Raw genomic sequence first — 23,264 nt, 5'->3', positions numbered from 1 at the left:
CGGACGCATCCCGTGCTGCCGGGGGCTCTAACCTGGCGGGTCAGAACACGCAGATCACGAGGTTGAACAATTATGGCCACCGATTACGACGCACCCAGAGTCACCGATTCCGACGAGTCGACGGACACGTCGCTCGAACAGCTGACCGCCAGCAGGAAAGAATCCCAATCACCCGCGGTGGACATCGACGACACCGACCCCGCCGAATCCTTCGACCTGCCCGGCGCCGACCTGTCCGGTGAAGAATTCACCGTCCGCGTCATCCCGAAGCAGTCCGACGAATTCACCTGCACCAGTTGCTTCCTGGTCCATCACCGCAGCCGACTCGCCCCGGGTGGGCAGCTGATCTGCCGGGACTGCGTCTGACAACACCGATGCGCGCGTCTGCGGCGATGACCGGACAGCGCCGCGGTCCGCGTGCCATCCTCGGGGGGTGGCACGAACGTGGTTGTCGGTGACAGTGGAACTGCTCGGCGGGCGCGGGGACGCGACGTCGACGACACGCTACAACAGGTGAGGCCGGGATACCGATGGGACCGGAACCGCGGCGGGAGCACGCCGGGCCGGTGGCGCCGCCGGTCATCAACCGGCTCCCGGGACGGCCGACGGAATACGATGTTCGACGTTCCGCGATGAGTTCGGCCGCCTCTTGCGGTCTGCCTATTCGTATCCCGGTCCATCCGTTCATTGAAGGAGTCGCGCATGCCCCGCACCCGGATCCACAACATGAACATCTCCCTCGACGGCTACGCCGCCGGCGAGCACGTGACGTTCGACGCCCCGATCGGCGGTGCCGAACGGCTGTTCGCCTCGTTCGACGGACGCGTCATCCACGGGGTCGACCGGGTAGACGACCCGATCACCCTGGACCGCGCCGTGACCAGCCTGTGGGGCCAGGGCATCGGCGCGGAGATCATGGGCCGCCGCAAGTTCGGGCCCCAAACCGGCGATTGGCCCGACGACGGGTGGCGAGGCTGGTGGGGCGACGAGCCGCCATTTCGAACACCGGTGTTCGTCATGAGCCATCACCCACGCCCCAGCATCGACTTTCCCAACGGAACCAGCTTCCACTTCGTGGATGCGTCACCCCATGAGGTGCTGCGCATGGCCCAGGACGCTGCCGACGGTCAGGACGTCCGCATAGGCGGAGGCCCCTCGACGGTGCGGCAGTTTCTGCAAGCCGACCTGATCGATTTCATGCACTTGGTGATCGTGCCCATCACCCTGGGGCGCGGCGTATCCCTCTGGGAGGGCTTGGACGGCATCGAAGACCGCTTCACCGTCGAGACCGTCGCCTCCCCCAGCGGGCTCACCCACCAGTTCTGGAACAAGAACGGTCACGACTGACCCCGGTCCTTCGGCCGATCGGGATCGTCTCGAGCGATGACGACAGGGTGGGCGATGTCTCAAGCGGGGCGCGAGTCCGAAGTGACCGGTGCTGCATCGTGGAGTACCACACAGCATCGACCCGGCTCGGGGGCCAGTTCGGCGCGCGCTCCGCTCCGGCCGCTGCCGGCGATCACTCCCTCGACCAGTCGTAAATTCAACCCGCACACGACCTCCAGGTGGTCACGGGCAACCCGATGAAACGGACAGTTGCGTAGGTCGACACGGCCGTCCGCGTCGATCTGAGGGAGATATCCGCAGCCGCGGAGCGCCGCCAGGAGGTCTCCGCCGGCGTCGGCCGCAGCCCGCTTGCCGGCGTCGAGCGCTGCCTCGTTCACTGCCGCCCTGACGACTCCGCTGGTGTCATGTTCGACCGAGGAGACCAGCAACCGGGCAAGCAATTCGTAATCCCGGGGAGGCACGCTGACAGACATTTCCGTCGTCGCCCGGGTGTAGAGCTTCGCGGGGCGCCCGGCGCCGGGTCCGCCGCGACCGGCCGGTCTCTGGTAACTGACCGTCAACAGCTCGGCGTCGGCCAGCTTGTCGAGGTGATAGGCCGCGAGGGTTCGGCCGATGTCGACGGCGGCAGCCGCTTGCTCCCGCGAGACCGGCGTGTCGCTTTCGGCCACGAAATCATAGAGTCTGCGCCGCAACGGATCGTCCAGGTTGCTCAACGCCGCCAATGCAGTTGGGGCTGCGGACCCGGATGCGGACATACCCCGACTGTAACACCAAACAGTATTGACAAATAGGGCGCGGCGGACGATTCTAAAAACACATCCCATTACTTTTACAAGGAGGTTTTCTGATGGCCACCCCAACGCCTGCACACTCGCCCGGGCCTCTCGAACGCGCCCGCAGCGACCCCGCATACAGCGCGTTCCTCTTGCTGCGGATCGGATTCACCATGCTCCCGATCGCCATGGGCCTCGACAAGTTCACCAACGTGCTCACCACCTGGGAGGACTACCTGGCACCGTGGATCGTCGACCTGAGTCCGCTCGATGCGCACGACACCATGCTCGTTGTCGGTGTCATCGAAATCGTCGCCGGGATCGCCGTCGCGATCAAACCACGATATGCCGCTTATATCGTGGCCGCCTGGCTCGCCGGAATCGTGATCAACCTGCTGACCTACCCGGGTTTCTACGACATCGCACTGCGTGACTTCGGACTGATGCTCGGCGCACTCACCCTCGGCCGGTTGGCCTACGTGTACGACCCCGCCTGGCACAGACACACCGTTCCATCCGCGAATCTCGCTGCAGCATAGCGATATCGGTCGCGCACCTGATCGCCTCCCGCGACAACATCATCCTCGCGTCCACCCGACGGGCCCACCGGCCCCGTCGGGTAGAGGGTCAGATGTGGAACAGCATCGTTTCTGCGGTCAGGCCCGGGCCGAATGCCATGGCGCAACCGGATCCTGTGGGTCCGCCGTTCTTCGCTCGCTCCATGATTTCAGCGAGAACGAAGAGGACTGTCGCCGAGGACATGTTGCCGTAGTTGTCGAGGACATGACGGGACGGTGCAAGGTGTCGATGGTCGAGTCCGAGAGACTCTTCCACGGCGTCGAGGATCGATCGTCCACCGGGATGCACGGCCCACAGGTCGATGGAATCCTTGTCGGCGCCGGCCAGGATGGTTTTCAGATTCTTCTCGTCGAGTGCTCGCGAAAGGGCGCCGGGGACCTTTCCGGACAACACCATGTCGAAGCCGATGTCTCCGATGCGCCAGGTGATCAGCTCGGAGGTGTCCGGAACCATCACGGCGTTGAACGAGTCCAGAGCGATGCCTTCCTCGTCCGCGGATACCAGCACCGCGGCGGATCCGTCACCGAACACGAGGAACGACAGCATCGTTTCGAGCGACTCGGACCGCTGCAGGTGAAGCGAGCACAATTCGAGGCTGACGACGAGCACGCGGGCACCGGGTTCGCTCCGCACGATGTGATGGGCGAGTTTGAGTCCGTTGATGCCCGCAAAGCAGCCCATGAAGCCGATCTGGGTGCGTTCGACGGACGAGCTGATTCCGCACCGCTTGATGAGCTCGAAATCTATTCCGGGGGAATAGAACCCGGTGCAGGTGACGACGATCAGGTGGGTGATCTCGGCGGCACGGTCGCCGAGTTCGAGACCTTCGACGGCCCGGACGGCGAGATCTGGTGCGTTACGTTCGAATTCGACCATCCTGGTCGCGGTGTCCACCTTGTTCGGATCGTCACCGTAGAAGGATTCCGGTGAGGCGATACCCGCCCATCGGTGCGAGATCTGGCACCTGTCGGCCATCCGGCGGAAGAGCAACTGCTTGCGACGTTGGCTGAACGTGCCGTCGGCGAAGTCGACGAATGCCTGATGGACATCGTGCTCCGGAACAACCGTACTGATGCGATTGACAAAGGCAGTAACCATGACGGGGTGCTCCGAAACTGGATGAGGAACCGATGGAGGCAGTGTGGGTGCAATCGCTGAACCGACGACGGCGAGAACGTTAGACCGCGTTCCGCCGCTCTGCAAGAGCACCGTCGGTCGCCACTCGAGGGTACGGTCGCAACGTCATGCAAGTTCCGTCGAGCCTCTGCAGGAGGAACGCGATGTCGTCGATCCTGCTGTGCAGCGCCCCGCTGACCGGCCATGTGCAGCCGATGATTGCGATCGGCCGACAGTTGGTGCAGGACGGGTGTGACGTGTCGATCCTGACGGGGCGCAAATTTCGGCCCCACGCCGAACGTGCCGGGATCCGGTTCATCGCGCTCCCCGACCGCTGCGACTACGACGAAGCCTCGCTCAACGAACGGTTCGCCGGTCGCGCCCGGAGGCCGGCGTTTCTCCGGTCCCGGTTCGACGCGGAGCGGATGTTCGCGGCGCCGCTGGCGGACCAGTACCGTGCCGTCCTCGAGGCCCTCGAGCGGGTGGACGCCGACACGATCCTCGCCGAGAACCTGTTCCTGGGCATGCTTCCGCTGATTGGCCGGAGCCCGGGCACGCGCCCGCGCGTGTTCGGCGTGTGCACGTCCCCGCTGATGGCAACCAGCGTCGATACCGCGCCGTTCGGTCCGGGGCTGTCCCCGGCGACCGGAAGGCTCGGACGTCTGCGCAACCGGGTACTCAACGCCGGCGCGCGGGGCGTCGTGCTGCGCCGGGCCCAGCAGATCGCCGCGGCAGCGACACGCGACTGCACCGGGGCCGAGCCCCCGTGCTTTCTACTGGACTGGGTGTTGCACGCCGAGACGGCCTTCATCCTGACCACGCCCGGCTTCGAGTATCCGCGAAGCGACATCGGACAGCGCCTGACCTTCGTCGGCCCGATTCTGCCTGCCGCCCCCAGCGACGCACCGAAGCCGCCCTGGTGGGACCGCCTGAACACCGACCGGCCCGTCGTCCTCGTCACACAGGGCACCCTGGACAATCACGACCTCGGCCGCCTCGTCGAGCCGACCATCGATGCCCTCGCCGACACCGATGCGCTGATCGTGGCCACTACCGGGGGACGCCCGATCGCGGCGGTGCGGCGTGACTCTCCGAATCTGATCGTGTCCGAATTCGTCCCCTTCGACCTCCTCCTCCCACACGTCGACGTCATGGTCACCAACGGCGGCTGGGGCGGGGTACATTTCGCGTTGTCGCACGGCGTCCCCCTCGTCGTCGCGGGCAGTACCGAGGACAAAGCGGAGGTGGGTGCGCGACTCGCGCGATCCGGTGCAGGCGTGCGACTGCGCTCGGGCAGCCCCGGCCCGGCCCGGATTCGCCGGGCTGTCGAGACCGTTCTCCGCGATCCCGCATACCGGACCCGCGCCGAGGAATTGGCTGCCGAGTTGGCCGAACTCGACGCAACCAGATCGATCTCGCAGGTGATCATAGGTCGCGCGCGATCAGGTTCGGTCGGCTAGGTTCACTCCATGCGCAAACGGGTGTGGTGGATCATTGCGGGTGTCGTCGCCGTGATCGTGCTGGTTGTCGGCGTCGGACCCTGGGCGTATGCGAAGTTTCTGCACGGTGATCAGCCCGATGCGCTGCACCTGTCGGACGACCCGGCGGCCGCCGCGACAGGCCCCCTCGACGGCACGTGGTCCGTGTCTCCCGGCTCGCACGCCGGGTACGAAGTCTGGGAAACCTTGAGCGGCCAACGAACCTTCGTGCGCGGTCAGACCGATCAGGTCACCGGTACCGCAGCTGTCGAGAATTCCGTACTCACAACAGGGAACGTGAAGGTCGACGTGAAATCGATCGCCACCGACGACACCCGCCGGGACAACATGTTTCGCACCCTGGTGATGAACACAGCCTCTCAACCCACAGCGACGTTCGAGATTTCCCAACCCGTCGACCTCTCCGAATTGCCTGCCGACGGCACCGCGGTCACCGTCCCCGTCCACGGCACACTGACATTGCGCGACCAGACCCGCGACGTGACCACGAATTTCCAGATCCGCAGGTCAGGACAGAATATCGAGACGGCGGGCGCAATCGACACGGTCTGGACCGACTACCAGATCAACAAACCGACCCTCTTCCCGAACATCGTCGTCGAGGATGCCGGACAGGTGCAGTTCGCGATCGTGCTGAGCAGGAGCTGACCGACGATCACCACCACCAACCGGATTCCGCCCACCGTTCCGGTTCTGATCGTCGGTGGCGGACCGACCGGTCTGACGACCGCGAACCTCCTCTCCCGCTACGGCATCGAGAGCATCGTCCTCGAACGTCACCGCGGTCCCTATCCACTGCCGCGGGCCGTCCATCTCGACGACGAGGTCCTCCGGATCCTGCAAACGGTCGACGCGGCCGCCGAGATCACCCGAATATCGCGCCGCGCACTCGGAATGAGACTGGTCGACGGCGAGCTACGGACACTGGTCGAGATCCGGCGTGACCGCCCGGTCGGGTTGCACGGTTGGCCGGAGACCAACATGTTCGATCAGCCTGACCTGGAACAGGTTCTACGGACGAACCTCGAAGAGCGCGTGGCGAATGCCCTCGTCTCCGGGTGCGAGGCCGTCCGGGTGCAACGACGGCCGAACGGCACCGTCGATGTCACGATCCGCGACACCCATACCGGACACGAGACCGTCACGACAGCCCGGTACGTGCTCGGGTGCGACGGCGCGAACAGCATGGTCCGATCCGCGATCGGCACAGGCACAAGAGATCTCGGGTTCACACAACGATGGCTGGTGGTCGATGCCGAGTACGACCACGATCTCGGGATGTGGCCGGGGGTCCACCAGGTCTGCGCCGGCGTCGAATCTGCAACGTTCATGCAGATCGGTGACAACAGATACCGGTGGGAATTTCGCCTCCCGGACGAGTGCCGATTCGACTCCGACGACGACATCAGCCCGGCCGATGTGCGCGACCTGCTCGAACCATGGGTACCGGCAGGAGACACCGGTCTGCGGGTGCTGCGGCACACCATCTATTCTCACCGCGCCCGGGTCGCACGCACCTGGCGCAGGGGACCGCTCCTTCTGCTCGGCGACGCCGCCCACCTCACGCCGCCATTCATCGGGCAGGGTCTCGGTGCAGGACAACGCGACGCCATGAACCTCGCCTGGAAACTCGCCGCCGTCCTCGACGGCCACGCCGACGATCGACTGCTCGACACCTACGAGCCCGAACGCAGCAGACATGTCGTCCGGGCCATCCGCGCCGCCACCGCGATCGGCCGAATCATGGCCACGCGCCCCACACGTCCCGTTCGAGCCGGACACGCTGTGCTGCGCCGAGCATCGGCGCTACCGGGGCCCGACGCACTGGCGACACGCGTCCTCGCACCACCGCTGCGCGGAAGTGCACTGACCCCCAGCGTCCTCGCTCTGCCGTCGTACCGGACCAGGACCGTCGGCACACCGATCCCGCAGGACGTCCTCGACGGCGAGACCGGGACCGCGAGAACCGACAGTGTGCTCGGCCCCGGCTTCGCACTCATCTGCGCCGGGGAGCCGCCGCACGCCCTCGCCGATGTCGGCCGCCGACTCGACGCGAAGGTCGTCACCAGCGGCTCCCTCGCAGGATCGACCGGTGAAATCAACCGCTGGATGCGTCGCAATCACCTCACCGAAGTGCTGGTGCGACCTGATCGGATCGTCCTCGCTACTGTCGACCGCCGGGGTCGCACGAGTCCGACAACGTCCTGGTTGCCATTGCTGACCGGTGAGGTCAGCTGAGGTCGATGTCGGCGTAGATCGCGGCGTGGCCGGAGGAAGCGTGCACCGGTGCCGTCATGGTCGGAAAGTGCTCGAACAGCGTGCCGTGCTTGCCACCCCAGACACCCTTGCGGAAGATCGCCCCACCCGTCGCCCGATCGAACAGCGCAGGAGAGAGCAGCACATAGTCGATCTTGTTGCTCGCGGTGCCATTGGCGTAGGTTCCGGGCCGGCCGCCGTCATCGAACCCGGCCACCTCCGAGACGTCGCGCAGATCCGTGCCGACCAGCAGCGGCTCGAGCGACGCACTGTCGGGGGTGTCGTTGAGATCGCCGACAACGGCCACGAACTGCGCGCCGTCGGCGCGCAGTTGCCAATAGATCGCGGCGACCCGCTCGGCCTGCCGAAGGCGGCGCGCGTTGCTGTCGGCAGGCGTGCCGTAACCCTTGCTCTGGAAATGGTTGACCAGCACCGTCAACGACGAGCCGGCCAGCGTGCTGGCGCCCGGGAAGTCGAAGGTGAACTCGGGGCAGTCGCGGCTGAAGATCGGTCGACCGGTCGGGGTGCGGTCGTCAACGTGCGAGCGGATGCCCCGCAACGGATAGGCGTCCTTCGACAGGATTCCGACAGCAAGCCGCGATCGTCGTTGCCGTCGATCACCATCGCGTGCGGAAACAGCGGATTCCGGTCCTGGTCGACGATCGCAGCCTCGGCGAAACGCTCGAGAGCGATCCGGCCCTCGACCTCGACGACGGCAGCGATATCGGCGTCCACCTCGCGCAACACCTGGGCGGTGTGCGTCATCGCCAGCGCATCGATGCGTTCCTTGGTCAGCTCCACCCACCCGACCCAGTCGCCGCGCCCGTCGGCAACGACCGACACCGCGGCCTTCGAACGCTTGACCAGTCGTCCGTGGACCTGCCGCAGTACCGCGTAGGTGGTGGTGTCGGATCGGTCGAGATCCAGGGCCACCAAGAGGTCGAGGATGAGCTTCTTGTCGTCGTCGGTGTAGGTGTCCTGGGCGATCAGCTCGCCGAGCTGGGCGTGTGCCTCGAGGATGTCGCGCCCGTCATCGTCCGGCGCGCTGCCCATCGCGCGGGGACGGGAGAAAAGGTTCTCGACGTTGAACGAGGCAATGCGGAGCGAGGTGGACGACACGATGACTCCCGGTTTGACTTCGGACGGCGGAGAAGACGACGGGGTGATGGTCGATCGAGCACGGTGCGAGCCCAGGCCCGCAGACGGCAGCCTATCCGGGCGCCGACCGGAACGGAACACAACCGAGCCACACCCGCACGACCGGGAACGATCCTGGATAGGCACGAAAGGCGTTGCACCCTTTACTTATCGGATCGGCAGTCGATTGTTGCGCTGCCGACTGTTCACAGGGCATCCGGCCAATCCACCGCGCCTGTATACCTAGAGTTCTCCGACTGTGAGCGGCATGACTGATTTCCCCCCGGAGTGGGTATCCCCGGGCTGTGCGCCATCCGGCCCGCCCGGTCTCGAGCCTGGTGCCAGTCGATCGCGAGAGGAACTCCGGGACGATGCGGGAACAATTCGACGAGCAACTCGAACAGATCAGGGACGACCTGGTCGAACTGTGCACCCTGACCGAGCCCGCGATCGACTGCGCAACCCGGGCCGTGCTCGATACCGACCTCTCGGCAGCCGACCGCGCCACCGAACTGAGTGCCGACATCGAGGCCCGCGCCGGAGAACTCGATCATCGAGCACTCACGCTGATCGCCCGCCAACAACCGGTGGCACTGGACCTGCGATCCCTGATCGGCGGCATGCACAACATCGCAGATCTACGGCGGATGGGCAGTCTGGCGGCACACATCGCCGAGGTGGCCCGGCTGCACCATCCCGAACCGGTCGTTCCCCACGAGCTGCGGGGCATCATCTCGGACATGGGCGTCGCCGCCACCGCACAGGCCGCGGCGGCACGAGAAGTCCTCCGCACCCGCGACGAGGCGGCCGCATTGGACCTCATCTGGGCGGACGAACGAACCGACGAACTACTCCGCAGACTGTTCGCCGCCACCAAGAGCGACGAGTGGCTGCACGGCGCCGCGTCCGCCGTGAACATCACATTGCTGGGCCGATTCTACGAACGCTTCTGCGATCACACCGTCGAGATCGGGCGGCGCGTCATCTTCGTGGTCACAGGAGAAATTCCCGACCAATGACAGCTCGGCGGAACCGGATCCGTCGGCTGAGCACAGACATTCGTGCACCGGAATTTCGCCGACACGACACCGCCACGTACCTGCAACCGCCTACGACGCCCGGGAAGAATGGCAAGAGCGCAGACCACGTAACACCGTGCCGAGGAAGGGGCGGGCATGTCCGAGGAATTACTGGTCAAGCAAGGTGTGGCAAAAGGAACCGCGATGGGTGGAGCGGTTCTCCTCGTCACCGTCGGTGTGCTCGAATTTCTGCAAGGCATCTCCGCGGTGGCCAAGGACGAGGTGATCCTCGTCGGAGTGGAATACACCTACAAACTCGACGTCACCGCATGGGGGTGGATCCACCTCGTCCTCGGGGCGGTCGTCGCGGCCACCGGCATCGGATTGTTCAGCGGGGTGATCTGGGCGCGAATCTCCGCGCCCATCATCTGCGGCCTGTCGATCGTCGTCAATTTCCTCTGGCTGCCCTACCAGCCGTGGTGGGCGATCACGATCATCGTGCTCAACGCCGTCGTCATCTGGGCCGTGGCGACCTGGGATCCCGCCAAGATCTGAGCGCGACAGGCCCCAGCCGGACGGGCGCGAGGACCGGACCAAGTCCCTTGTCCCTCGCGCGACGGTGGTCCTGTGCGGTAGACGGGACGAGAACGTAAGAGTATGTCGACCAGCGAACCGAAACGCGAGCCCGCCTCCGACGTCAGATTCGCGCGGAGTCGGCGAGGGACTTACCACGCGTCTCGGGCGCCCAGGCGGCACTGACAGCGAGGCCGATCAGGGCGATCGCGGCAGCGCCGAGCATGGTCGGGCCGATGCCCCAGCGGTCCAGGGCGATCGGGACCATATAGGTACCGACGGCGCCACCGACTCGGCTGAGTGACGAGGCCAATCCCACCGCACTGCCTCTGATTTCGGTCGGGAAGAGTTCGTTGGGGTACACGAGCTGAAGGACCTGGGCGCCTCCGGTGAAGATCGCGTATGTCGCGAACAGGCACAGGATGACAGGTACCGGACTGCCCGGGAACAATCCCAACAGGAGCAGGGTCAGTCCGGACCACGCGAAGCTGTGGATCAGCAGGGTGCGGCGACCCAGTTTGTTGATGGCGGTCAGCGCGATGACGCAGCTGACCAGGAGCAGGATCGTGACGACGGCCGAACCCATGTTCGCCACTCGCCCGTCGAGGCCGAGACCGGCGAGGATCCTCGGCCCGAAGGCGTACACCGCGAACAGCGGCACGACGGATGCGGTCCAGAAGGTCGTGACGAAGACGATTCGTCCGAGGTAGCCCGACTTCCAGAGCGGGCCGATTGCCCCGGCGGAGCTGCCGGGCTCGATCTCGAGTGTGGCGTGTGGGCCGAAGATTTTCGTGATGATCGCACTGGCTTCGGCGACGCGCCCCTTGCCGGCGAGCCAGCGCGGTGACTCCGGTGTGCCGGCGCGGGCGAGCACGGTCAGGGCAGCCGGTACCGCGGCGCTGGCCAGCACCCACCGCCAACCCTGATCACCAACTCCGCTGACGAGGTCACCGACGACATAGGCGGACGCGGCACCGAGGAACCACATCACGGTGAGCGAACCGATGAAGGGGCCACGATATTTCTTCGGGGTGAACTCGGTCAGAAGTGAGGCGGCCACGGGATAGTCCGCCCCGATTGCCACTCCGATCAGAACCCGGAGCAGGAACAACCACCAGAAGCCGTCCACCCAGAACTGCGCGACCGAAAAGACGACGACGGCGATCAAGTCGAATGTATAGAGACGCCGGCGGCCGAAGCGGTCGGTGAGCCGTCCGCCGAGGAACGATCCGAGGAAGATACCGATCGTCGCCGACGCGGCAATGAGGCCTTGCTGCGCCGAATTCAGACCCCACTGCGGCGTGATCTGCACCATGGCGATGCCGATGATGCTCAGCACGTATCCGTCGAGGAAGGGTCCCCCGCCGGCGTGGAGTGCGAGTCGTTTGTGGAAGCGCAACAGCGGGGCATCGTCGACGAGGAACGCTTCTGTCCGGGCGTGAGGTGGCTGGTCCATCGAGTTTCTCCTGAGCTGATTGCGGCCACAGGGGCCGTATCCGGGCTCGCATGACGACGGGCGCGTCGTCACGCACAGGGAACCCGCGCGCGCCCTGTGCCTGCGCCTCGGTGAGTATGCATGCGCCGCCTGTTTGTTGACCATCGACTCGAGTCGAAACGGTCACCTTGTTGGGATTTGATTCATAAGTACCTGAGCAGACTGAAGGCACAACATGCCAGCTCACCCGCGCCGATGCCTGCTCTACTATTTGTGAGTCGATCGCGAGGAAGGGGAGGCGGACGTGCCACTGTCCGAGGCGGAACGACGTGCACTCGAGCGGCTGGTGTCGGCACCGAGCACCCCCCAGTCGCTGGCCCTCCGCGCCCGCATCGTTCTGGCGAGTTCCGAGGAGTCGATTTCCACTGTTGCTCGCGCCCTTGGGGTCTCACGCAACACGGCACTGAAATGGCGGACCCGATTCGGCACCCACGGTCTGCAGGGGCTCGAGGATCTGCCGAGGCCGGGTCGTCCGACCGCCTCAGGGGACGACTTGCACCGTGCGATCCTGCGTATTCCGCTGCAGCGACCGCCGGACCGGGGGTGGACCACACGCACGATCGCCGAGGCACTCGGCACCAACCAGGCAGCGGTGAGCCGGGTTCGGCGTCGGTGGTTCGCAGATCGGCCCGACCTCATCTCACATTCGGTCCTGGACTCGCCGAACTCGATGGTGCTCGCGGCTGTCGTCATCGATCCCGGCGTGCGGGTCCTCGTCTTCCACCAGCCGGCAACGCCCGCAGCGCGACCGCACAGCAGACAGACCAGTCAGCTCACCGAACCCGTCCGTGTCCTGCTTTCGGCCCAGTTCGCCTTCCCTCGCGAAACCCCGGCCACCGGGAACGACATCTCCCCGACGCTGCTGACCACGTTGGGCGAGGTCGACGCCGCGGTGCCGCGTAATTGGCCGGTTACCGCGCTCGTCGATCGTCCGATACCGCCTCGGGTGGACCGTTGGCTTGTTGGGCATCCCCGATTCAGTGTGTACGAAGTCGATCCCGACTCGTGGCTCGCGCAACTGAACTCGATCACCGCAGTCCTCGACCCTCGCCAATCGCCGGGACTGCTCGATCTCGAACACAGGGTGCGCCGGTGGGCGGAGCAACCGAGCACACCATTTTCCTGGGTCCGCGCCTCACCCACCCGCGCTTCTCGCCGGCCCGCGACCGAAGACCACCGGTCACGCTCCCCCTCACCCATATTGGCATCGGCAGTGGTCGAAGCACTACGCGAGTCCCTCGCCACCGGCGCGTTCCGGCCGGGGCAGCGCATCGCAGAACAGCCTCTCGCCACTCGGCTCGGTGTCTCCCGCGGGCCGATCAGGGACGCCCTGAAAATCCTCGCCGAGGACGGACTGATCGAACTCGAACCGCACCGCGGCGCGTACGTGCCCCTCCCCACTCGGCGCGACGTCTACGACACCTACACCGCCCGAGGCCCCCTCGGAGCCTTGCTGCTCCGCCGCATCGCCACGAACGGATCATCCCGTCTGGCCGCGGCGAAAGACGCGCTGGACGACCTCGTCCAGCATGCGGAAATGCGCGACGTTCCCGGCACGGGCGACGCCGACATCCGGTGGCAGGACACCCTCGCTGCCGCAGCCGACATGCCGAGAATCGAGAAGATGTTCGTCCGTCTCTCGCTGCAGTTGCGGATGTTCGTCTCGATTCTCGGTCTCGAATACACGTACTCGGTCGATGAGATCGTCGCCGACAACACCGCGATACTCCTCGCTCTCGAGGCCCAGGATCCCGAAGAGGTCACGCGGCTCTGGCGCCGCAAGATCGACAACGCCGTGACCTACATGGTCGGACAACTCGGCCATCTCGACTGAGTGAACCAGCCGCCATCGGCTCCGGCCGCTACGATTGCGTCGAATCGTCCGTCCGAGAGCCAGGGGTGCCATGTCGGAGTTGGATCAGGCGTTTGCCGATGCACAGGAGAACGTCAACAAGCTCACCTCGCGACCGGACAACGATCAGCTGCTGCAGCTGTACGCGCTGTTCAAGCAGGGGTCGAAGGGTGATGTCGAGGGCAAGCGGCCCGGTCGGTTGGACATGGTCAAACGCGCCAAGTACGACGCCTGGGCCAAGTTGACCGGTACGAGCAGCGCCGACGCCAAGCAGGGCTACGTCGACCTGGTAGCCCGGCTCACGCAGGGCTGAGTTCAGCGGGCCCCGAAGCACCAGTCCTGGACATGCTGATCGTGCGCGAACTGTGCACCGATCAGGCAGTCAGCACCAGGTTCGCGGATTCTGCGGTCTCCGAACCGCGTATCCGGGTCACGAGGCGAGCAATCGCATCGGCAACCGCGGTCGGTTGTTCGAGGATCACCGAGTGGCCGGCGCCGTCGACGCAGACGAAATCGGCGTCCTCGACCTGCGCGGCGATTGCCACCGAATGGGTGGGCGGCGTCATCAGGTCCGCGGAACCGCACAGCACGAGCGTGGGAATCGCCGAGAGCGCCGGCAACGTCTCGAACTCGTCGTAGGTCGTGAACGAGTTCAGGAAGCTGGTCATCGTCACGATCGGGGTCTCGTCGTGCATCGCGATGGCGAGCTCGAGGACGTGTGGGCTGACCTTCCGGTCACCGAATTCGGCCCCGCGGATGACCGGTGCGAATACCTTGCACCCGAGGCGCTTCACCTGCTCCATGGATGTCGGTGCTCGGCGCACGGCCTCCTGGACCCAGGACAGGACCGGGGCGCGCAGCAGTCGGCCGAATCCGGCGTCGGCCAGACCACTCGCGGCGGTTGCGATCAAGCCGATCCCGACGATGCGGGTGCCGATCTCGTGCGGATACCGGCGCGCGTAGGTCAGTGCGGTCATCCCACCCATGGAGTGTCCGACCAGAACGACCGGATCGGTGGGGGCGATGGCGTCCAGTACCGCGTGGAGGTCGCGGCCCAACTGCTCGAGGGTGTAAGTCGCAGCGGGCGCCACGTCGGAATCGCCGTGACCGCGGTGGTCGTAGCTGACGATCCTGGCGTCGGTGTACTGCCGCATCAGTTCGTCCCGCACCAGGATCCACGATTCGGCACTCAGGCAATGGCCGTGCAGAAAGACGATCGTCATGGGGGCGTCGGTGGGGCCGTACTCGCGAACCGCAAGCGAAACACCGTCGTCAGCCGAGACAGTGGTCCTGCGCTGGACCGGGGCTTGGGTGGTGCTCTCGATCGACATGCCGGCCTCCCTCCTCCTCGCGATGACAGGTTCTACTGTCCATCGCGCAGGTTCGGGAAATAAGCACCCCGAGTGCTGTCCGTAATCACCCGCGGGTGACCGTCCCGCCACCCAGGGTGGATCCGGCCGCGCCGCTCCGCCGACCCGCGGTTTCGTCGGATCGCTACGACGGCGGCGCAGGCCACGGGTGGTCGAGGCTGACGATCTTCACGATCTCGGTGAAGAAGTTCCACACGCCCAGCGGGTCGGCGTTCGAATTGACCAACACCACCACCGTCTTGCCCTCGGGGGGAAGGTAGTAGGCATAGGTCTGGAAGCCCGCGATGTTTCCGTTGTGGCCGATCCAGCCGTTCTGGTTCTCGACCCCGAGTCCGTACAGCGAACCCGTGCCTTCCGACGGCGCCGGCTGAAACTGCTCCCGTTCGTGCTGGGTGGCGGGCGAGAGCATCGTTCCTTCTGCCAAGTCGCGCACCCACACGCGCAGATCGTCGAGCGTGGAAATCATGTTTCCCGCGCCGAATCCCCACGACGGGCTCCAGTCGGTCGCGTCCACCGTCGCGCCGTCGGGTGTTTTCGCGTATCCCCGGGCGTGCCGTGACGGAAGGGCCGCAGTGGTGGGGACCGAGGTGTCGTCGAGATTCTCGGGTTCCGTGATCCGCTCGGCGATGTAGGTATTCAGCGGCAGGCCGGATGCCTTCTCGACCACGAGACCCAAGAGGAGGGTGTTGGTGTTGGAGTAGTCGAACGCGGTTCCCGGCGCGAAGAGGGGTGGACGGCTGAAACTGATCGCGAGCAGTTCCTGGGGTGTCCATTGGCGCTGCGGCTGACTCGGGAGCGCCGGAATCACCACCTCGGAGTAGTCGAACAGCCCACTGCGCATGGCCGCCAACTGGCGGAGGGTGATCGCCTCGCCGTTGGGGACGTCGGGCACATACCTGTCGATCGGATCGTCGAGGCCGACCTTTCCCTCATCGACCAGTTGCAGCACGGCGGTGGTGGTGAAAGTTTTGGTGAGGCTGCCGACGCGCATGAACAGGTCCGGCGACATGGGGTCGCCGGTGGCGGTGTCGCGTACCCCGAACGCCTGCACGTAGGGTGCAGCGCCGTCCTGCCAGACACCGACGATCGCCCCCGGAACCGAGGCGTTCTCCATCGCCGTCGGGATGGTTTCGGTGAGCTGTGCATCGGGCAGGACCGGTGCATCGTCCGATTCACCGCATCCCGCCAGTCCCGTCGTGAGGACCGCCAGAACGGCGACCAGTCGCCGCACCGAGGATGTTCGTGCCACCCCGCTCTCCCATCGCTGTCTCGAATCTCGACCTGCTCGAAGCTTGCGTGGAACACTGTTTCCAGTATGGGCGGCCGTACCCAGCCGGGGAGGCGGATTACTTCGGGTGAACCGTCACCGACGAGTCGGGTGGCGTGTTAGAACGAACGAGTGGCACTCGGCGAACAGATCGAGATCGACGCTCGGACGCGCATGATCGTGGGTCAAGCGCTCGACATGGCCGCGCACCAGCCGGACGTGGGCAACGTGATCGTCCACCGGGCCGGAGATCTCCTGGTGCTCGTCGACAGCGGGGTGACCACCGCTTTCCGCGACGCGATCCGATCCGCCGCCGACGACCTCGCCCCGTGGTCGAAGATCCTGCTGCTCACCACCCACGGCCACCCCGACCATGTCGGGAACAACGACCTCGTCAACGACCTCGGCGACGGACTCGACCGCTCGAACGTGCAGCACTTCGTCAGCGCACACGACGCGAGCCAGTACCGCGATGACGGTCTTCCCTACTGGATCACGAGTCTCGAGCGCGTGTCCGGACTGGTGCCGGGGTTCGAGGATCCGGCTGACGCAGCGCGCCGGCTCCTTGCCATGTACCGGCCCTACGTTCCCGTCACCGACGTCACCCGGACCTATGAGGAACTCCCGCTCGAGCACCTCGTCATCGGCTCTCAACACGTGTCGGGTTGGTCGTTCGGAGACGGTGCCGTCCAGGTCGTCCGCACCCACGGCCACTGCGCCGGCCAGGTCGTCGTCCACCTTCCCGGGGCACGATTGCTGCACCTGTCCGACGAACCGAACGGGCCGTGCGGCGCGATGCACGACGCCAACCAGATGAACATCTTCGCCGCGGCCGCCCTGGCGCTGACGCTGGTCGAGACCGGCGCCGTCGACGTCGTCACGGAGGGCCACGCGTTCGAGGTGTTCGATCGCCCGGCCGCAGCCGAGCGCCTGGCGTCGCTACTCGATCAGGCTTCGGCGCTCGACGGCGCCGCACAGGCATTGCTCACCGATCGCATCGACGATCTACCGGCGTTCGTTCACGCCTTCATCGCGCGATCCCAGGAGCTGGGCGTATCGGGTGCGAATCCGAACCCCATGTTCAACACGATGATGACGATCGCCAAGTTGCGCGAGCTCGGCCTCGTAGCGAAAGGTGCAGGTTCGCAACAGACGTGGACCCGACCCGCGCTCGACGACTCCACGCGCGCACCCTGATCCCCGGTTGCGGCAGTTCAGGTCGGGACTTGCCGGTCACTGCACCGTGAGATGCGTCTTCGCCCACTCCGCCAGTTCGTCGAGGACCGGCATCAGTGACTGGCCGGCCTCGGTCAGCTGATAGGTGACCGACACGGGCGGTCCCTCGCAGACTTCCCGCGTCACCAGACCGGCCCCGGCCAGTTCGACGAGACGGTCGGAGAGCACCGAATCGCTGATGCTCCCGACCGATCGTCGCAGCCCGGAGAACGTCGCCGGGCCCGACATCAGCGTCGCCAGAATGACGCCGTTCCAGCGCTTGCCCAGGAACGTGAACGCTCTCGCGAGCGCGCCGTCGCACGCTCGCGGATCGTGCTGTTCGACGCCTGAGCTCATACCTCGACCATAGCAAGGTGCTAGCATCCAACTGTCAACTAGTTTTTTACTAGTAACATTTTTGTTGCTAGTCATCGAGAGGGAAGCAACCATGAGCTCAGACGTACAGACGCGACCGGAACTGGACGAGGCGGGTCGCGCCCTGCTGTTCAGCGAGGCACGCACGGCCAACAGTTTCGCGTCCACCCCGGTGACCGACGAGCAGCTCGCCCAGATCTGGGACCTCGCGAAGTGGGCACCGACCGCGGCGAACACCCAGCCCCTGCGGATCGTTTTCGCCCGGACCGACGAGGGTCGCGCGCGACTGCTGCCACACATGAGCGAGGGCAACAAGGCAAAGACCGAGTCGGCGCCCGCGGTCGCCATCCTGGCCGTAGACACGCAGTTCCACGACCACATCCCGGCGTTGCTGCCGTTCCGGCCGGAGCTGCGCGACGTCTTCGAAGGCGACGAGAAGATGCGCGAGCGAACGGGCGAATTCAACAGTGCACTCCAGGCCGGCTACTTCATCCTCGCCGTCCGATCCCTCGGCCTGGCCGCAGGCCCGATGGCAGGCTTCGACGCCGCCGGAATCGACGCCGAGTTCTTCCCCGACGGCCGCTTCCGTTCCATTCTCGTCGTCAACGTCGGGCACCCCGGCGCGAACCCGTGGTTCGATCGGCTCCCCCGCCTGGACCCGGCCGACACCGTGTCCTGGATCTGACTACCCGTCGGAACTCTCACGACGGTGCGTCCCCCGCCGACCGGATCGAGGGCTGGGATCGACGGTCACCTCGTCCGTGTCGGCGAAGACGAGGCGCCCGTCGTCGAGTGCGATCGCCCACCGATGCGCCGGCGCCCAGTCGTGCCCGGCACCACCCGGCTCGGTGAGTGCCGCGTAGTCCTCGACGACCTCACCGGTCGCGTCGGCCTCGGCCTTCCTGCGGACCAGCACCCGCGTGCCGACGGTCAACTCGGGGCCGGGCCCCGACCTGTCATCGCTTGCGTCGCCCATCGTGCACCTCTTCGTTCGGCGAACCTGGTCAGGAGCATAAGCACCTGCGGGCCCCGGGGCGACCCGAGCACCGAAAGAGCCGACCGTCCGGACCGTTTCCCGGCCGGCACGAGGAACGAATTACCTAGTCAATTCCCGTCTTTGACCGATTAGGTTCCCTCGGTTCCGGGTAGTCCGGTAGCCGCACGATATTCACGGTTTCCGCCATGTCGCAGGGCATGCGGTAACGGGCGGCACGAGCAAAAGCGAGGTGCACGGCAATGACCACAGCCGGTGGAGGCCCGAGCTCGAGCAGCCTGGCCGATGTCATCGACACCATCTTGGACAAGGGCCTGGTCATCGACGCCTACGTCCGGGTCTCGCTGGTCGGCATCGAACTACTCACCATCGACGCCCGCGTCGTGGTCGCGAGCGTCGACACCTACCTGCGTTTTGCCGAGGCGGCGAACCGACTCGCGATCGGCAGCGAACCGAAAGGCCTGACCGATCTCGTCTCCGACGTCAAGGGCAGCGGCAGCACGAAATCCAAGACCAAGGGCGTACTCGAGGGCGTGGGCGAAACGCTCAGTGAGCTGCTCGGCGGATCGGACAACGAACGCGAACCCGCACCCCGTCGGAGGCGGACATGACCACCGCCGCTGAGGCCACTGCTACGTAGAACACGTGTCAGATCTATCGCCCGCGACGGCATTCGCTGTAGCATTCGGGGATGAGTCGAGTAGGTAGCTACAGTGACGATGACGTGGCAGGTTGGCTGTCGATCTCACCCGAACTGGGTGGTGCGCTCGGCGCCTTCACGGATGCGGTATACAACCGGAACCGGTTACCGTTACGCGTGCGGGAGATCGCGCGGATGGCGGTCGCGGAGGCCAACGAGTGCGCCGTGTGCCTCGGCACCCGCGACAGCAGTGGCGCCGACGCGGGCATCGACGAGCACTTCTACGATCACGTCCTCGAGTGGGAGTCGTGGCCCGGGTACAGCGCGGAGGAGCGGACGGCGGCGGAGTTCGCGCACCGGTTCGCCACCGATCACACGGCGCTGCGCGAGGACGAGGACTTCTGGGCGCGGTGTCACGAGCATTTCACCGACGAGATCCTGACCGACCTGGCGTTGTCGTGTGCGTTGTGGCTGGGGACGGGCCGGGTGCTGCGGGTGCTCGACATCGGTCAGACGTGCAAGCTCACGCTCTGAGCGTGCCGGCCCTCATTCCCATTCCCGCTGCGGCAGGACGTCCTCCATGAGCCTGCGCAACGCGGGGTTCCGGCTGTCCGAGCGCCAGGCGGCGTTCATCTGGACGGGCCGGTCGCGGATCGCGGAGACAGGCCGGAACACGACCCCTTCCGGGTGCATCGTCTGCGCGGATTCCGGGACGAGGGCCAGGCCCAGCCCGGACCGGACGAGCACCAGCATGGTGTGCACCTGCGTGACGTACTGGACGTAGCGCGGGGAGGCCCCCACGATCGTGAACGTGCTGATGAGCAGTTCGTGGAAATACCGCGCATCGACCGGCGAATACATGACGACGGGCTGGTCGTCGAAATCCTCCACCGCCAACTGGCCGGCGTCGGCGAGGGGGTGACCCGCGGGCAGCGCGGCGACGAGACGTTCGTGGTGGATGGGGCGGGTGTCGATGCCGGGGCGGGTGAGGATGGGGCGGATCAGTCCGAGATCCAGTTCACCGCTGATCAGCGATTCGATCTGCACCGACGTGACCATCTCCCGCAGAACAATTTTCACGTCCGGCAGCCGGTCGCGTGCGGCCTCGAGCAACCTCGGCAGCACCGCGTGCGCGGACGCGCCGGTGAACCCGACGACGACGGTGCCGAGATCACCGGCAGGCACCCGCCGCACCGTCAGGGCGGCACTCTCCGACAGACTCAGAATGCGCCGGGCGTCGGGCAGGAACGCCGCCCCGGCCGCGGTGAGGGTGACGGATCGGCTGGTGCGGTCGATCAACTGCACCCCGAGTTCGCTTTCGAGCTGCTGGATCTGACGGCTCAGCGGCGGCTGCGTCATGTGCAGGCGCTCCGCGGCGCGACCGAAATGCAGCTCCTCCGCGACGGCGATGAAACACGACAGCCGTGCGAGGGAGAACATTCGATCCACTCCTTTGCCTCGAGGTGGGCCCGAGCCCGAAGCTCAATCTAGCCCACCCGGAAGACGCCGACCGAGTTCGCGGTCGGCGTCTTCCGTGAGACAGCTACCAGCGAGGGCAGGTGTTCTCGAACGTCGGGTCCACCGACTTCATGTACCCGGTGTCGTCGCGGTCGCGCACCCCGCAGTCGAGGTACTGCTGGTGCAGGGCGGCGAGCGCGTCCTCGTCGATCTCGACGCCGAGACCCGGCGTCGTCGGCACCGCGACCGCGCCGTCGACGAACTTCAGCACACCCGGCTTGACGACGTCCTCGGTCTTCCACGGCCAGTGCGTGTCACACGCGTACGTGAGGTTCGGGGTGGCGCCGGCGAGGTGCACCATCGCGGCCAGGCTGATGCCGAGATGCGAATTCGAGTGCATCGACAGGCCCAGGCCGAAGTTGTCGCAGATCCCGGCGAGCAGCCGCGACCGCTGCAGGCCACCCCAGTAGTGGTGATCCGACAGCACGACCTGCACCGAATCCTTCAGCACCGCAGGCTTGAGCTGATCGAACGCGACGACGCACATGTTCGTGGCCAGCGGCATCTTCGCCTCACGCGCCACCTCGGCCATGCCGTCGAGACCGGGTGTGGGGTCCTCGAGGTATTCGACGATGCCGTCGAGTTCCGACGCCACCCTGATCGACGTGTCGACGGTCCACGCGGCGTTGGGGTCGAGGCGCAGCGGCAGGTCGGGGAACGCGGCCCGCAGCGCCTTGATACCGGCGATCTCCTCGTCCGGGGAGAACACGCCGCCCTTGACCTTGATGGCCTCGAAGCCGTACTCGCCGATCATCTTCTGCGCCTGGCGGACCAGACCGTCGGGGTCGATCGCCTCGCCCCATTCGTCGGGCTCGGCACCGGGGTGCCCGGCCCACTTGTAGAACAGGTAGGCGCTGAACGGGACGGCGTCGCGTACCTTGCCGCCGAGAAGGTCGGACACCGGCCGGCCGAGTGCCTTGCCCTGCACGTCGAGGCACGCCACCTCGAACGGGGAGAACACGCGGTCGGTGGTGCTGGCCGTGGTGATCATGCCCGCGACACCGTCGCCGCCCGTGACGGTCAGCGTGGCGATCTTCGCGTCGATCGCCGCGCGGATCGCGTTGAGCGCGAACACGTCCAGCCCGACGATCGCCTCGGCGGCCGCCTCGAGCCGGAGCAGGTGGGCCGTGTCGGCGTACGTTTCACCGAGTCCGACGAGACCGCCGTCCGTGTCGAGCTGGATGATCGCGCGCAGCGCGTAGGGCTGGTGCACGCCGACGGTGTTGAGGAGCGGCGGATCGACGAACGCGACGGGCGTGATCCGCGCGCCGGTGATCCGGATCGGTGCGGCAGTCATCAGACCGCCGCCTGCACGGCGAGAGCGTCGGCGAGAACGGCGCGGCCGGCTGCGGTGATCCGAATGAGCTCACGCAGGTGCACGTCGCTCGTGGGGACGAGCGGCGGCCGCACGGGCCCGGCGTCGATACCTTCCATCGCGACACCCGACTTGATCAGCGACACCGCATATCCGGGCACCTGGTCGCGCAGGCGCACCAGGGGGTGGAAGAAGTCGCGGAGCAGTGCGTCGGTGAGTTCCTGGTTGCCGGATTCGAGTGCGTCGTAGAAGCCGAGTGCGAGTTCCGGCGCGAAGGCGAACGTGGCGGACGAGTACAGCGTGACACCGATCGCGCGGTACGCCTGCTGGGTGACCTCGGCGGTGGGCATGCCGTTGAAGAACAGGAACTGCTTGCCGGACGGGGCGAGCGCGTCCTTCACCGCACGGACGATGCGGCCCACCTTGTCGAGGTCACCGGTGCCGTCCTTGAACCCGACGACGGTCGGGAACTGCGCGACTTCCACGGCTGCCGCCTCGTCGAAGCGGGCGTTGCCGCGGTTGTAGACGACGAGCGGCAGGTCGGTGGTCTCGGCGACCGCGCGGGTGTACTCCACCAGTCCGGCCTGCGGCATCGTCACCAGGTACGGCGGGAGCAGCAGGATGCCGTCGGCGCCGTTGGCTTTCGCGCTGGCGGCGAACTCCTTGGCCTGCTGCACGGAACCGCCTGCGCCGGCGAAGACGGGGACCCGTCCGGCGACGACCTCCGTGGCCTTGGCGACGATCCTGCCGAACTCCTCCAGCCCGAGGGCATGGAATTCGCCTGTGCCGCAGGCGATGAAGACGCCTCCGGGGCCGGCGTCGACACCCTTGGCGACGTGCTCGGCGAGCCGGTCGTAGTCGACGTCGCCGGATGCTGTGAACGGGGTGACGGGGAAGAACAGGACGCCGTCGAGCATGGGGAAC

The 23,264-nt window shown here is 66.2% G+C and carries 26 protein-coding genes; 14 read left to right on the top strand and 12 right to left on the bottom strand.

Translation table 11 applies throughout. From position 1 onward, the window contains the following. Positions 1–72 precede the first annotated feature (72 nt). Positions 73–366 (top strand): DUF4193 domain-containing protein, encoded by a 294-nt coding sequence (locus JWS14_RS20490; RefSeq protein WP_072943739.1) that lies wholly within the window; start codon positions 73–75, stop codon positions 364–366. 336 nt (positions 367–702) lie between these two features. Then, on the top strand, positions 703–1,347 hold the full coding sequence (locus JWS14_RS20485; protein ID WP_072943740.1) for a dihydrofolate reductase family protein: 645 nt from the start codon (positions 703–705) through the stop codon (positions 1,345–1,347). Positions 1,348–1,406: 59 nt separating this feature from the next. Here JWS14_RS20485 and JWS14_RS20480 read toward each other — a convergent pair whose 3' ends face one another. Beyond that, positions 1,407–2,102 carry a helix-turn-helix transcriptional regulator gene (locus JWS14_RS20480; RefSeq protein ID WP_206014199.1) on the bottom strand — a complete coding sequence of 232 codons (696 nt, stop codon included), beginning with the start codon at positions 2,100–2,102 and terminating at the stop codon, positions 1,407–1,409. Between the two features lie 92 nt (positions 2,103–2,194). On the opposite strand from JWS14_RS20480, the gene JWS14_RS20475 reads away from it, so the two are divergent. Continuing rightward, entirely contained in the window at positions 2,195–2,659 is a 465-nt protein-coding gene (locus JWS14_RS20475; protein WP_206014198.1) for a hypothetical protein, read from the top strand. An 88-nt stretch (positions 2,660–2,747) separates the two neighbouring features. On the opposite strand, the gene JWS14_RS20470 is transcribed toward JWS14_RS20475, so the two are convergent. Continuing rightward, positions 2,748–3,797 (bottom strand): type III polyketide synthase, encoded by a 1,050-nt coding sequence (locus tag JWS14_RS20470; RefSeq protein WP_206014197.1) that lies wholly within the window; start codon positions 3,795–3,797, stop codon positions 2,748–2,750. A gap of 182 nt (positions 3,798–3,979) precedes the next feature. On the opposite strand from JWS14_RS20470, the gene JWS14_RS20465 reads away from it, so the two are divergent. The 3 genes from JWS14_RS20465 to mhpA are packed head-to-tail and all read left to right on the top strand — an operon-like array spanning position 3,980 to position 7,552. After that, positions 3,980–5,275 carry a nucleotide disphospho-sugar-binding domain-containing protein gene (locus JWS14_RS20465; RefSeq protein ID WP_206014196.1) on the top strand — a complete coding sequence of 432 codons (1,296 nt, stop codon included), beginning with the start codon at positions 3,980–3,982 and terminating at the stop codon, positions 5,273–5,275. A gap of 9 nt (positions 5,276–5,284) precedes the next feature. Then, entirely contained in the window at positions 5,285–5,962 is a 678-nt protein-coding gene (locus JWS14_RS20460) for a YceI family protein (protein WP_206014195.1), read from the top strand. Positions 5,963–5,968: 6 nt separating this feature from the next. Further along, entirely contained in the window at positions 5,969–7,552 is a 1,584-nt protein-coding gene (gene mhpA / locus JWS14_RS20455) for a bifunctional 3-(3-hydroxy-phenyl)propionate/3-hydroxycinnamic acid hydroxylase MhpA (RefSeq protein ID WP_206016126.1), read from the top strand. Here mhpA and JWS14_RS20450 read toward each other — a convergent pair. Both JWS14_RS20450 and JWS14_RS20445 read right to left on the bottom strand, forming a co-directional pair. Then, a complete protein-coding gene (locus JWS14_RS20450; protein WP_338051550.1) occupies positions 7,545–8,120 on the bottom strand; it encodes an endonuclease/exonuclease/phosphatase family protein in 576 nt (191 codons plus the stop codon). The genes mhpA and JWS14_RS20450 overlap by 8 nt on opposite strands. Further along, positions 8,006–8,689: a hypothetical protein gene (locus JWS14_RS20445; RefSeq protein ID WP_206014193.1), complete on the bottom strand. Its 684-nt coding sequence runs from the start codon at positions 8,687–8,689 to the stop codon at positions 8,006–8,008. The genes JWS14_RS20450 and JWS14_RS20445 overlap by 115 nt, the downstream gene beginning before the upstream one ends. A 389-nt stretch (positions 8,690–9,078) precedes the next feature. Between JWS14_RS20445 and phoU the strand changes: the two genes are divergently transcribed. Further along, entirely contained in the window at positions 9,079–9,726 is a 648-nt protein-coding gene (gene phoU / locus JWS14_RS20440) for a phosphate signaling complex protein PhoU (RefSeq protein ID WP_206014192.1), read from the top strand. Between the two features lie 156 nt (positions 9,727–9,882). Then, positions 9,883–10,281 (top strand): DUF7144 family membrane protein, encoded by a 399-nt coding sequence (locus tag JWS14_RS20435; protein ID WP_095865525.1) that lies wholly within the window; start codon positions 9,883–9,885, stop codon positions 10,279–10,281. Between the two features lie 142 nt (positions 10,282–10,423). Here JWS14_RS20435 and JWS14_RS20430 read toward each other — a convergent pair whose 3' ends face one another. Then, positions 10,424–11,755, bottom strand: coding sequence for an MFS transporter (locus JWS14_RS20430; RefSeq protein WP_095865511.1), 1,332 nt, complete (start codon positions 11,753–11,755; stop codon positions 10,424–10,426). A gap of 283 nt (positions 11,756–12,038) precedes the next feature. Between JWS14_RS20430 and JWS14_RS20425 the strand changes: the two genes are divergently transcribed. Both JWS14_RS20425 and JWS14_RS20420 read left to right on the top strand, forming a co-directional pair. Continuing rightward, positions 12,039–13,628 carry a GntR family transcriptional regulator gene (locus JWS14_RS20425; RefSeq protein ID WP_206014191.1) on the top strand — a complete coding sequence of 530 codons (1,590 nt, stop codon included), beginning with the start codon at positions 12,039–12,041 and terminating at the stop codon, positions 13,626–13,628. A gap of 70 nt (positions 13,629–13,698) precedes the next feature. Next, on the top strand, positions 13,699–13,959 hold the full coding sequence (locus tag JWS14_RS20420) for an acyl-CoA-binding protein (protein WP_072943759.1): 261 nt from the start codon (positions 13,699–13,701) through the stop codon (positions 13,957–13,959). Positions 13,960–14,020: 61 nt separating this feature from the next. Here JWS14_RS20420 and JWS14_RS20415 read toward each other — a convergent pair whose 3' ends face one another. Then, on the bottom strand, positions 14,021–14,977 hold the full coding sequence (locus JWS14_RS20415) for an alpha/beta fold hydrolase (RefSeq protein WP_206014190.1): 957 nt from the start codon (positions 14,975–14,977) through the stop codon (positions 14,021–14,023). A gap of 163 nt (positions 14,978–15,140) precedes the next feature. Then, a complete protein-coding gene (locus tag JWS14_RS20410) occupies positions 15,141–16,265 on the bottom strand; it encodes a serine hydrolase domain-containing protein (protein ID WP_206014189.1) in 1,125 nt (374 codons plus the stop codon). Positions 16,266–16,415: 150 nt separating this feature from the next. Here JWS14_RS20410 and JWS14_RS20405 point away from each other — a divergent pair, with 150 nt between their 5' ends. Then, complete coding sequence (locus JWS14_RS20405; protein WP_072943762.1) at positions 16,416–17,480, top strand: MBL fold metallo-hydrolase; 1,065 nt, start codon at positions 16,416–16,418, stop codon at positions 17,478–17,480. Positions 17,481–17,516: 36 nt separating this feature from the next. Here the strand turns inward: JWS14_RS20405 and JWS14_RS20400 are convergent, their stop codons facing one another. After that, on the bottom strand, positions 17,517–17,855 hold the full coding sequence (locus tag JWS14_RS20400) for a winged helix-turn-helix transcriptional regulator (protein ID WP_072943763.1): 339 nt from the start codon (positions 17,853–17,855) through the stop codon (positions 17,517–17,519). Between the two features lie 91 nt (positions 17,856–17,946). Here JWS14_RS20400 and JWS14_RS20395 point away from each other — a divergent pair, with 91 nt between their 5' ends. After that, complete coding sequence (locus tag JWS14_RS20395; protein WP_072943764.1) at positions 17,947–18,558, top strand: malonic semialdehyde reductase; 612 nt, start codon at positions 17,947–17,949, stop codon at positions 18,556–18,558. Here the strand turns inward: JWS14_RS20395 and JWS14_RS20390 are convergent, their stop codons facing one another. Continuing rightward, the gene (locus JWS14_RS20390) at positions 18,559–18,849 is read right to left on the bottom strand and encodes a hypothetical protein (RefSeq protein WP_072943765.1); all 291 of its coding nucleotides are present in this window, start codon (positions 18,847–18,849) and stop codon (positions 18,559–18,561) included. Positions 18,850–19,109: 260 nt separating this feature from the next. On the opposite strand from JWS14_RS20390, the gene gvpJ reads away from it, so the two are divergent. Both gvpJ and JWS14_RS20380 read left to right on the top strand, forming a co-directional pair. Beyond that, the gene (gene gvpJ, locus JWS14_RS20385; protein WP_072943766.1) at positions 19,110–19,478 is read left to right on the top strand and encodes a gas vesicle protein GvpJ; all 369 of its coding nucleotides are present in this window, start codon (positions 19,110–19,112) and stop codon (positions 19,476–19,478) included. 80 nt (positions 19,479–19,558) lie between these two features. Then, positions 19,559–20,041, top strand: coding sequence for a carboxymuconolactone decarboxylase family protein (locus JWS14_RS20380; RefSeq protein WP_072943768.1), 483 nt, complete (start codon positions 19,559–19,561; stop codon positions 20,039–20,041). 12 nt (positions 20,042–20,053) lie between these two features. Here JWS14_RS20380 and JWS14_RS20375 read toward each other — a convergent pair whose 3' ends face one another. The 3 genes from JWS14_RS20375 to JWS14_RS20365 all read right to left on the bottom strand — a co-directional run bounded on the left by JWS14_RS20375 (position 20,054) and on the right by JWS14_RS20365 (position 23,257). After that, positions 20,054–20,947, bottom strand: coding sequence for a LysR family transcriptional regulator (locus tag JWS14_RS20375; protein ID WP_072943770.1), 894 nt, complete (start codon positions 20,945–20,947; stop codon positions 20,054–20,056). 103 nt (positions 20,948–21,050) lie between these two features. Beyond that, the gene (locus JWS14_RS20370; protein WP_095865507.1) at positions 21,051–22,322 is read right to left on the bottom strand and encodes a glucarate dehydratase family protein; all 1,272 of its coding nucleotides are present in this window, start codon (positions 22,320–22,322) and stop codon (positions 21,051–21,053) included. Next, positions 22,322–23,257, bottom strand: a complete 936-nt coding sequence (locus JWS14_RS20365; protein WP_206014188.1) for a 5-dehydro-4-deoxyglucarate dehydratase — start codon at positions 23,255–23,257, stop codon at positions 22,322–22,324. The genes JWS14_RS20370 and JWS14_RS20365 overlap by 1 nt, the downstream gene beginning before the upstream one ends. Positions 23,258–23,264 lie beyond the last annotated feature (7 nt).

The sequence above is a fragment of the Rhodococcus koreensis genome (assembly GCF_017068375.1).
GTDB lineage: Bacteria > Actinomycetota > Actinomycetes > Mycobacteriales > Mycobacteriaceae > Rhodococcus_F > Rhodococcus_F koreensis.
The sequence above is the reverse complement of the archived record's forward strand: the minus strand, read 5'-3'. Positions and strand labels throughout refer to the sequence as shown.

What these genes read in the sequence shown, in the direction of transcription:
- JWS14_RS20375 (WP_072943770.1), bottom strand. Translation starts at nt 20,947, where the DNA reads ATGTTCTCCCTCGCACGGCTGTCGTGTTTCATCGCCGTCGCGGAGGAG.
- JWS14_RS20395 (WP_072943764.1), top strand. Translation starts at nt 17,947, where the DNA reads ATGAGCTCAGACGTACAGACGCGACCGGAACTGGACGAGGCGGGTCGC.
- JWS14_RS20390 (WP_072943765.1), bottom strand. Translation starts at nt 18,849, where the DNA reads ATGGGCGACGCAAGCGATGACAGGTCGGGGCCCGGCCCCGAGTTGACC.
- JWS14_RS20415 (WP_206014190.1), bottom strand. Translation starts at nt 14,977, where the DNA reads ATGTCGATCGAGAGCACCACCCAAGCCCCGGTCCAGCGCAGGACCACT.
- JWS14_RS20435 (WP_095865525.1), top strand. Translation starts at nt 9,883, where the DNA reads ATGTCCGAGGAATTACTGGTCAAGCAAGGTGTGGCAAAAGGAACCGCG.
- JWS14_RS20365 (WP_206014188.1), bottom strand. Translation starts at nt 23,257, where the DNA reads ATGCTCGACGGCGTCCTGTTCTTCCCCGTCACCCCGTTCACAGCATCC.
- JWS14_RS20370 (WP_095865507.1), bottom strand. Translation starts at nt 22,322, where the DNA reads ATGACTGCCGCACCGATCCGGATCACCGGCGCGCGGATCACGCCCGTC.
- JWS14_RS20420 (WP_072943759.1), top strand. Translation starts at nt 13,699, where the DNA reads ATGTCGGAGTTGGATCAGGCGTTTGCCGATGCACAGGAGAACGTCAAC.
- gvpJ (WP_072943766.1), top strand. Translation starts at nt 19,110, where the DNA reads ATGACCACAGCCGGTGGAGGCCCGAGCTCGAGCAGCCTGGCCGATGTC.
- JWS14_RS20465 (WP_206014196.1), top strand. Translation starts at nt 3,980, where the DNA reads ATGTCGTCGATCCTGCTGTGCAGCGCCCCGCTGACCGGCCATGTGCAG.
- phoU (WP_206014192.1), top strand. Translation starts at nt 9,079, where the DNA reads ATGCGGGAACAATTCGACGAGCAACTCGAACAGATCAGGGACGACCTG.
- JWS14_RS20480 (WP_206014199.1), bottom strand. Translation starts at nt 2,102, where the DNA reads ATGTCCGCATCCGGGTCCGCAGCCCCAACTGCATTGGCGGCGTTGAGC.
- JWS14_RS20475 (WP_206014198.1), top strand. Translation starts at nt 2,195, where the DNA reads ATGGCCACCCCAACGCCTGCACACTCGCCCGGGCCTCTCGAACGCGCC.
- JWS14_RS20460 (WP_206014195.1), top strand. Translation starts at nt 5,285, where the DNA reads ATGCGCAAACGGGTGTGGTGGATCATTGCGGGTGTCGTCGCCGTGATC.
- JWS14_RS20490 (WP_072943739.1), top strand. Translation starts at nt 73, where the DNA reads ATGGCCACCGATTACGACGCACCCAGAGTCACCGATTCCGACGAGTCG.
- JWS14_RS20430 (WP_095865511.1), bottom strand. Translation starts at nt 11,755, where the DNA reads ATGGACCAGCCACCTCACGCCCGGACAGAAGCGTTCCTCGTCGACGAT.
- JWS14_RS20400 (WP_072943763.1), bottom strand. Translation starts at nt 17,855, where the DNA reads ATGAGCTCAGGCGTCGAACAGCACGATCCGCGAGCGTGCGACGGCGCG.
- JWS14_RS20380 (WP_072943768.1), top strand. Translation starts at nt 19,559, where the DNA reads ATGAGTCGAGTAGGTAGCTACAGTGACGATGACGTGGCAGGTTGGCTG.
- JWS14_RS20485 (WP_072943740.1), top strand. Translation starts at nt 703, where the DNA reads ATGCCCCGCACCCGGATCCACAACATGAACATCTCCCTCGACGGCTAC.
- JWS14_RS20470 (WP_206014197.1), bottom strand. Translation starts at nt 3,797, where the DNA reads ATGGTTACTGCCTTTGTCAATCGCATCAGTACGGTTGTTCCGGAGCAC.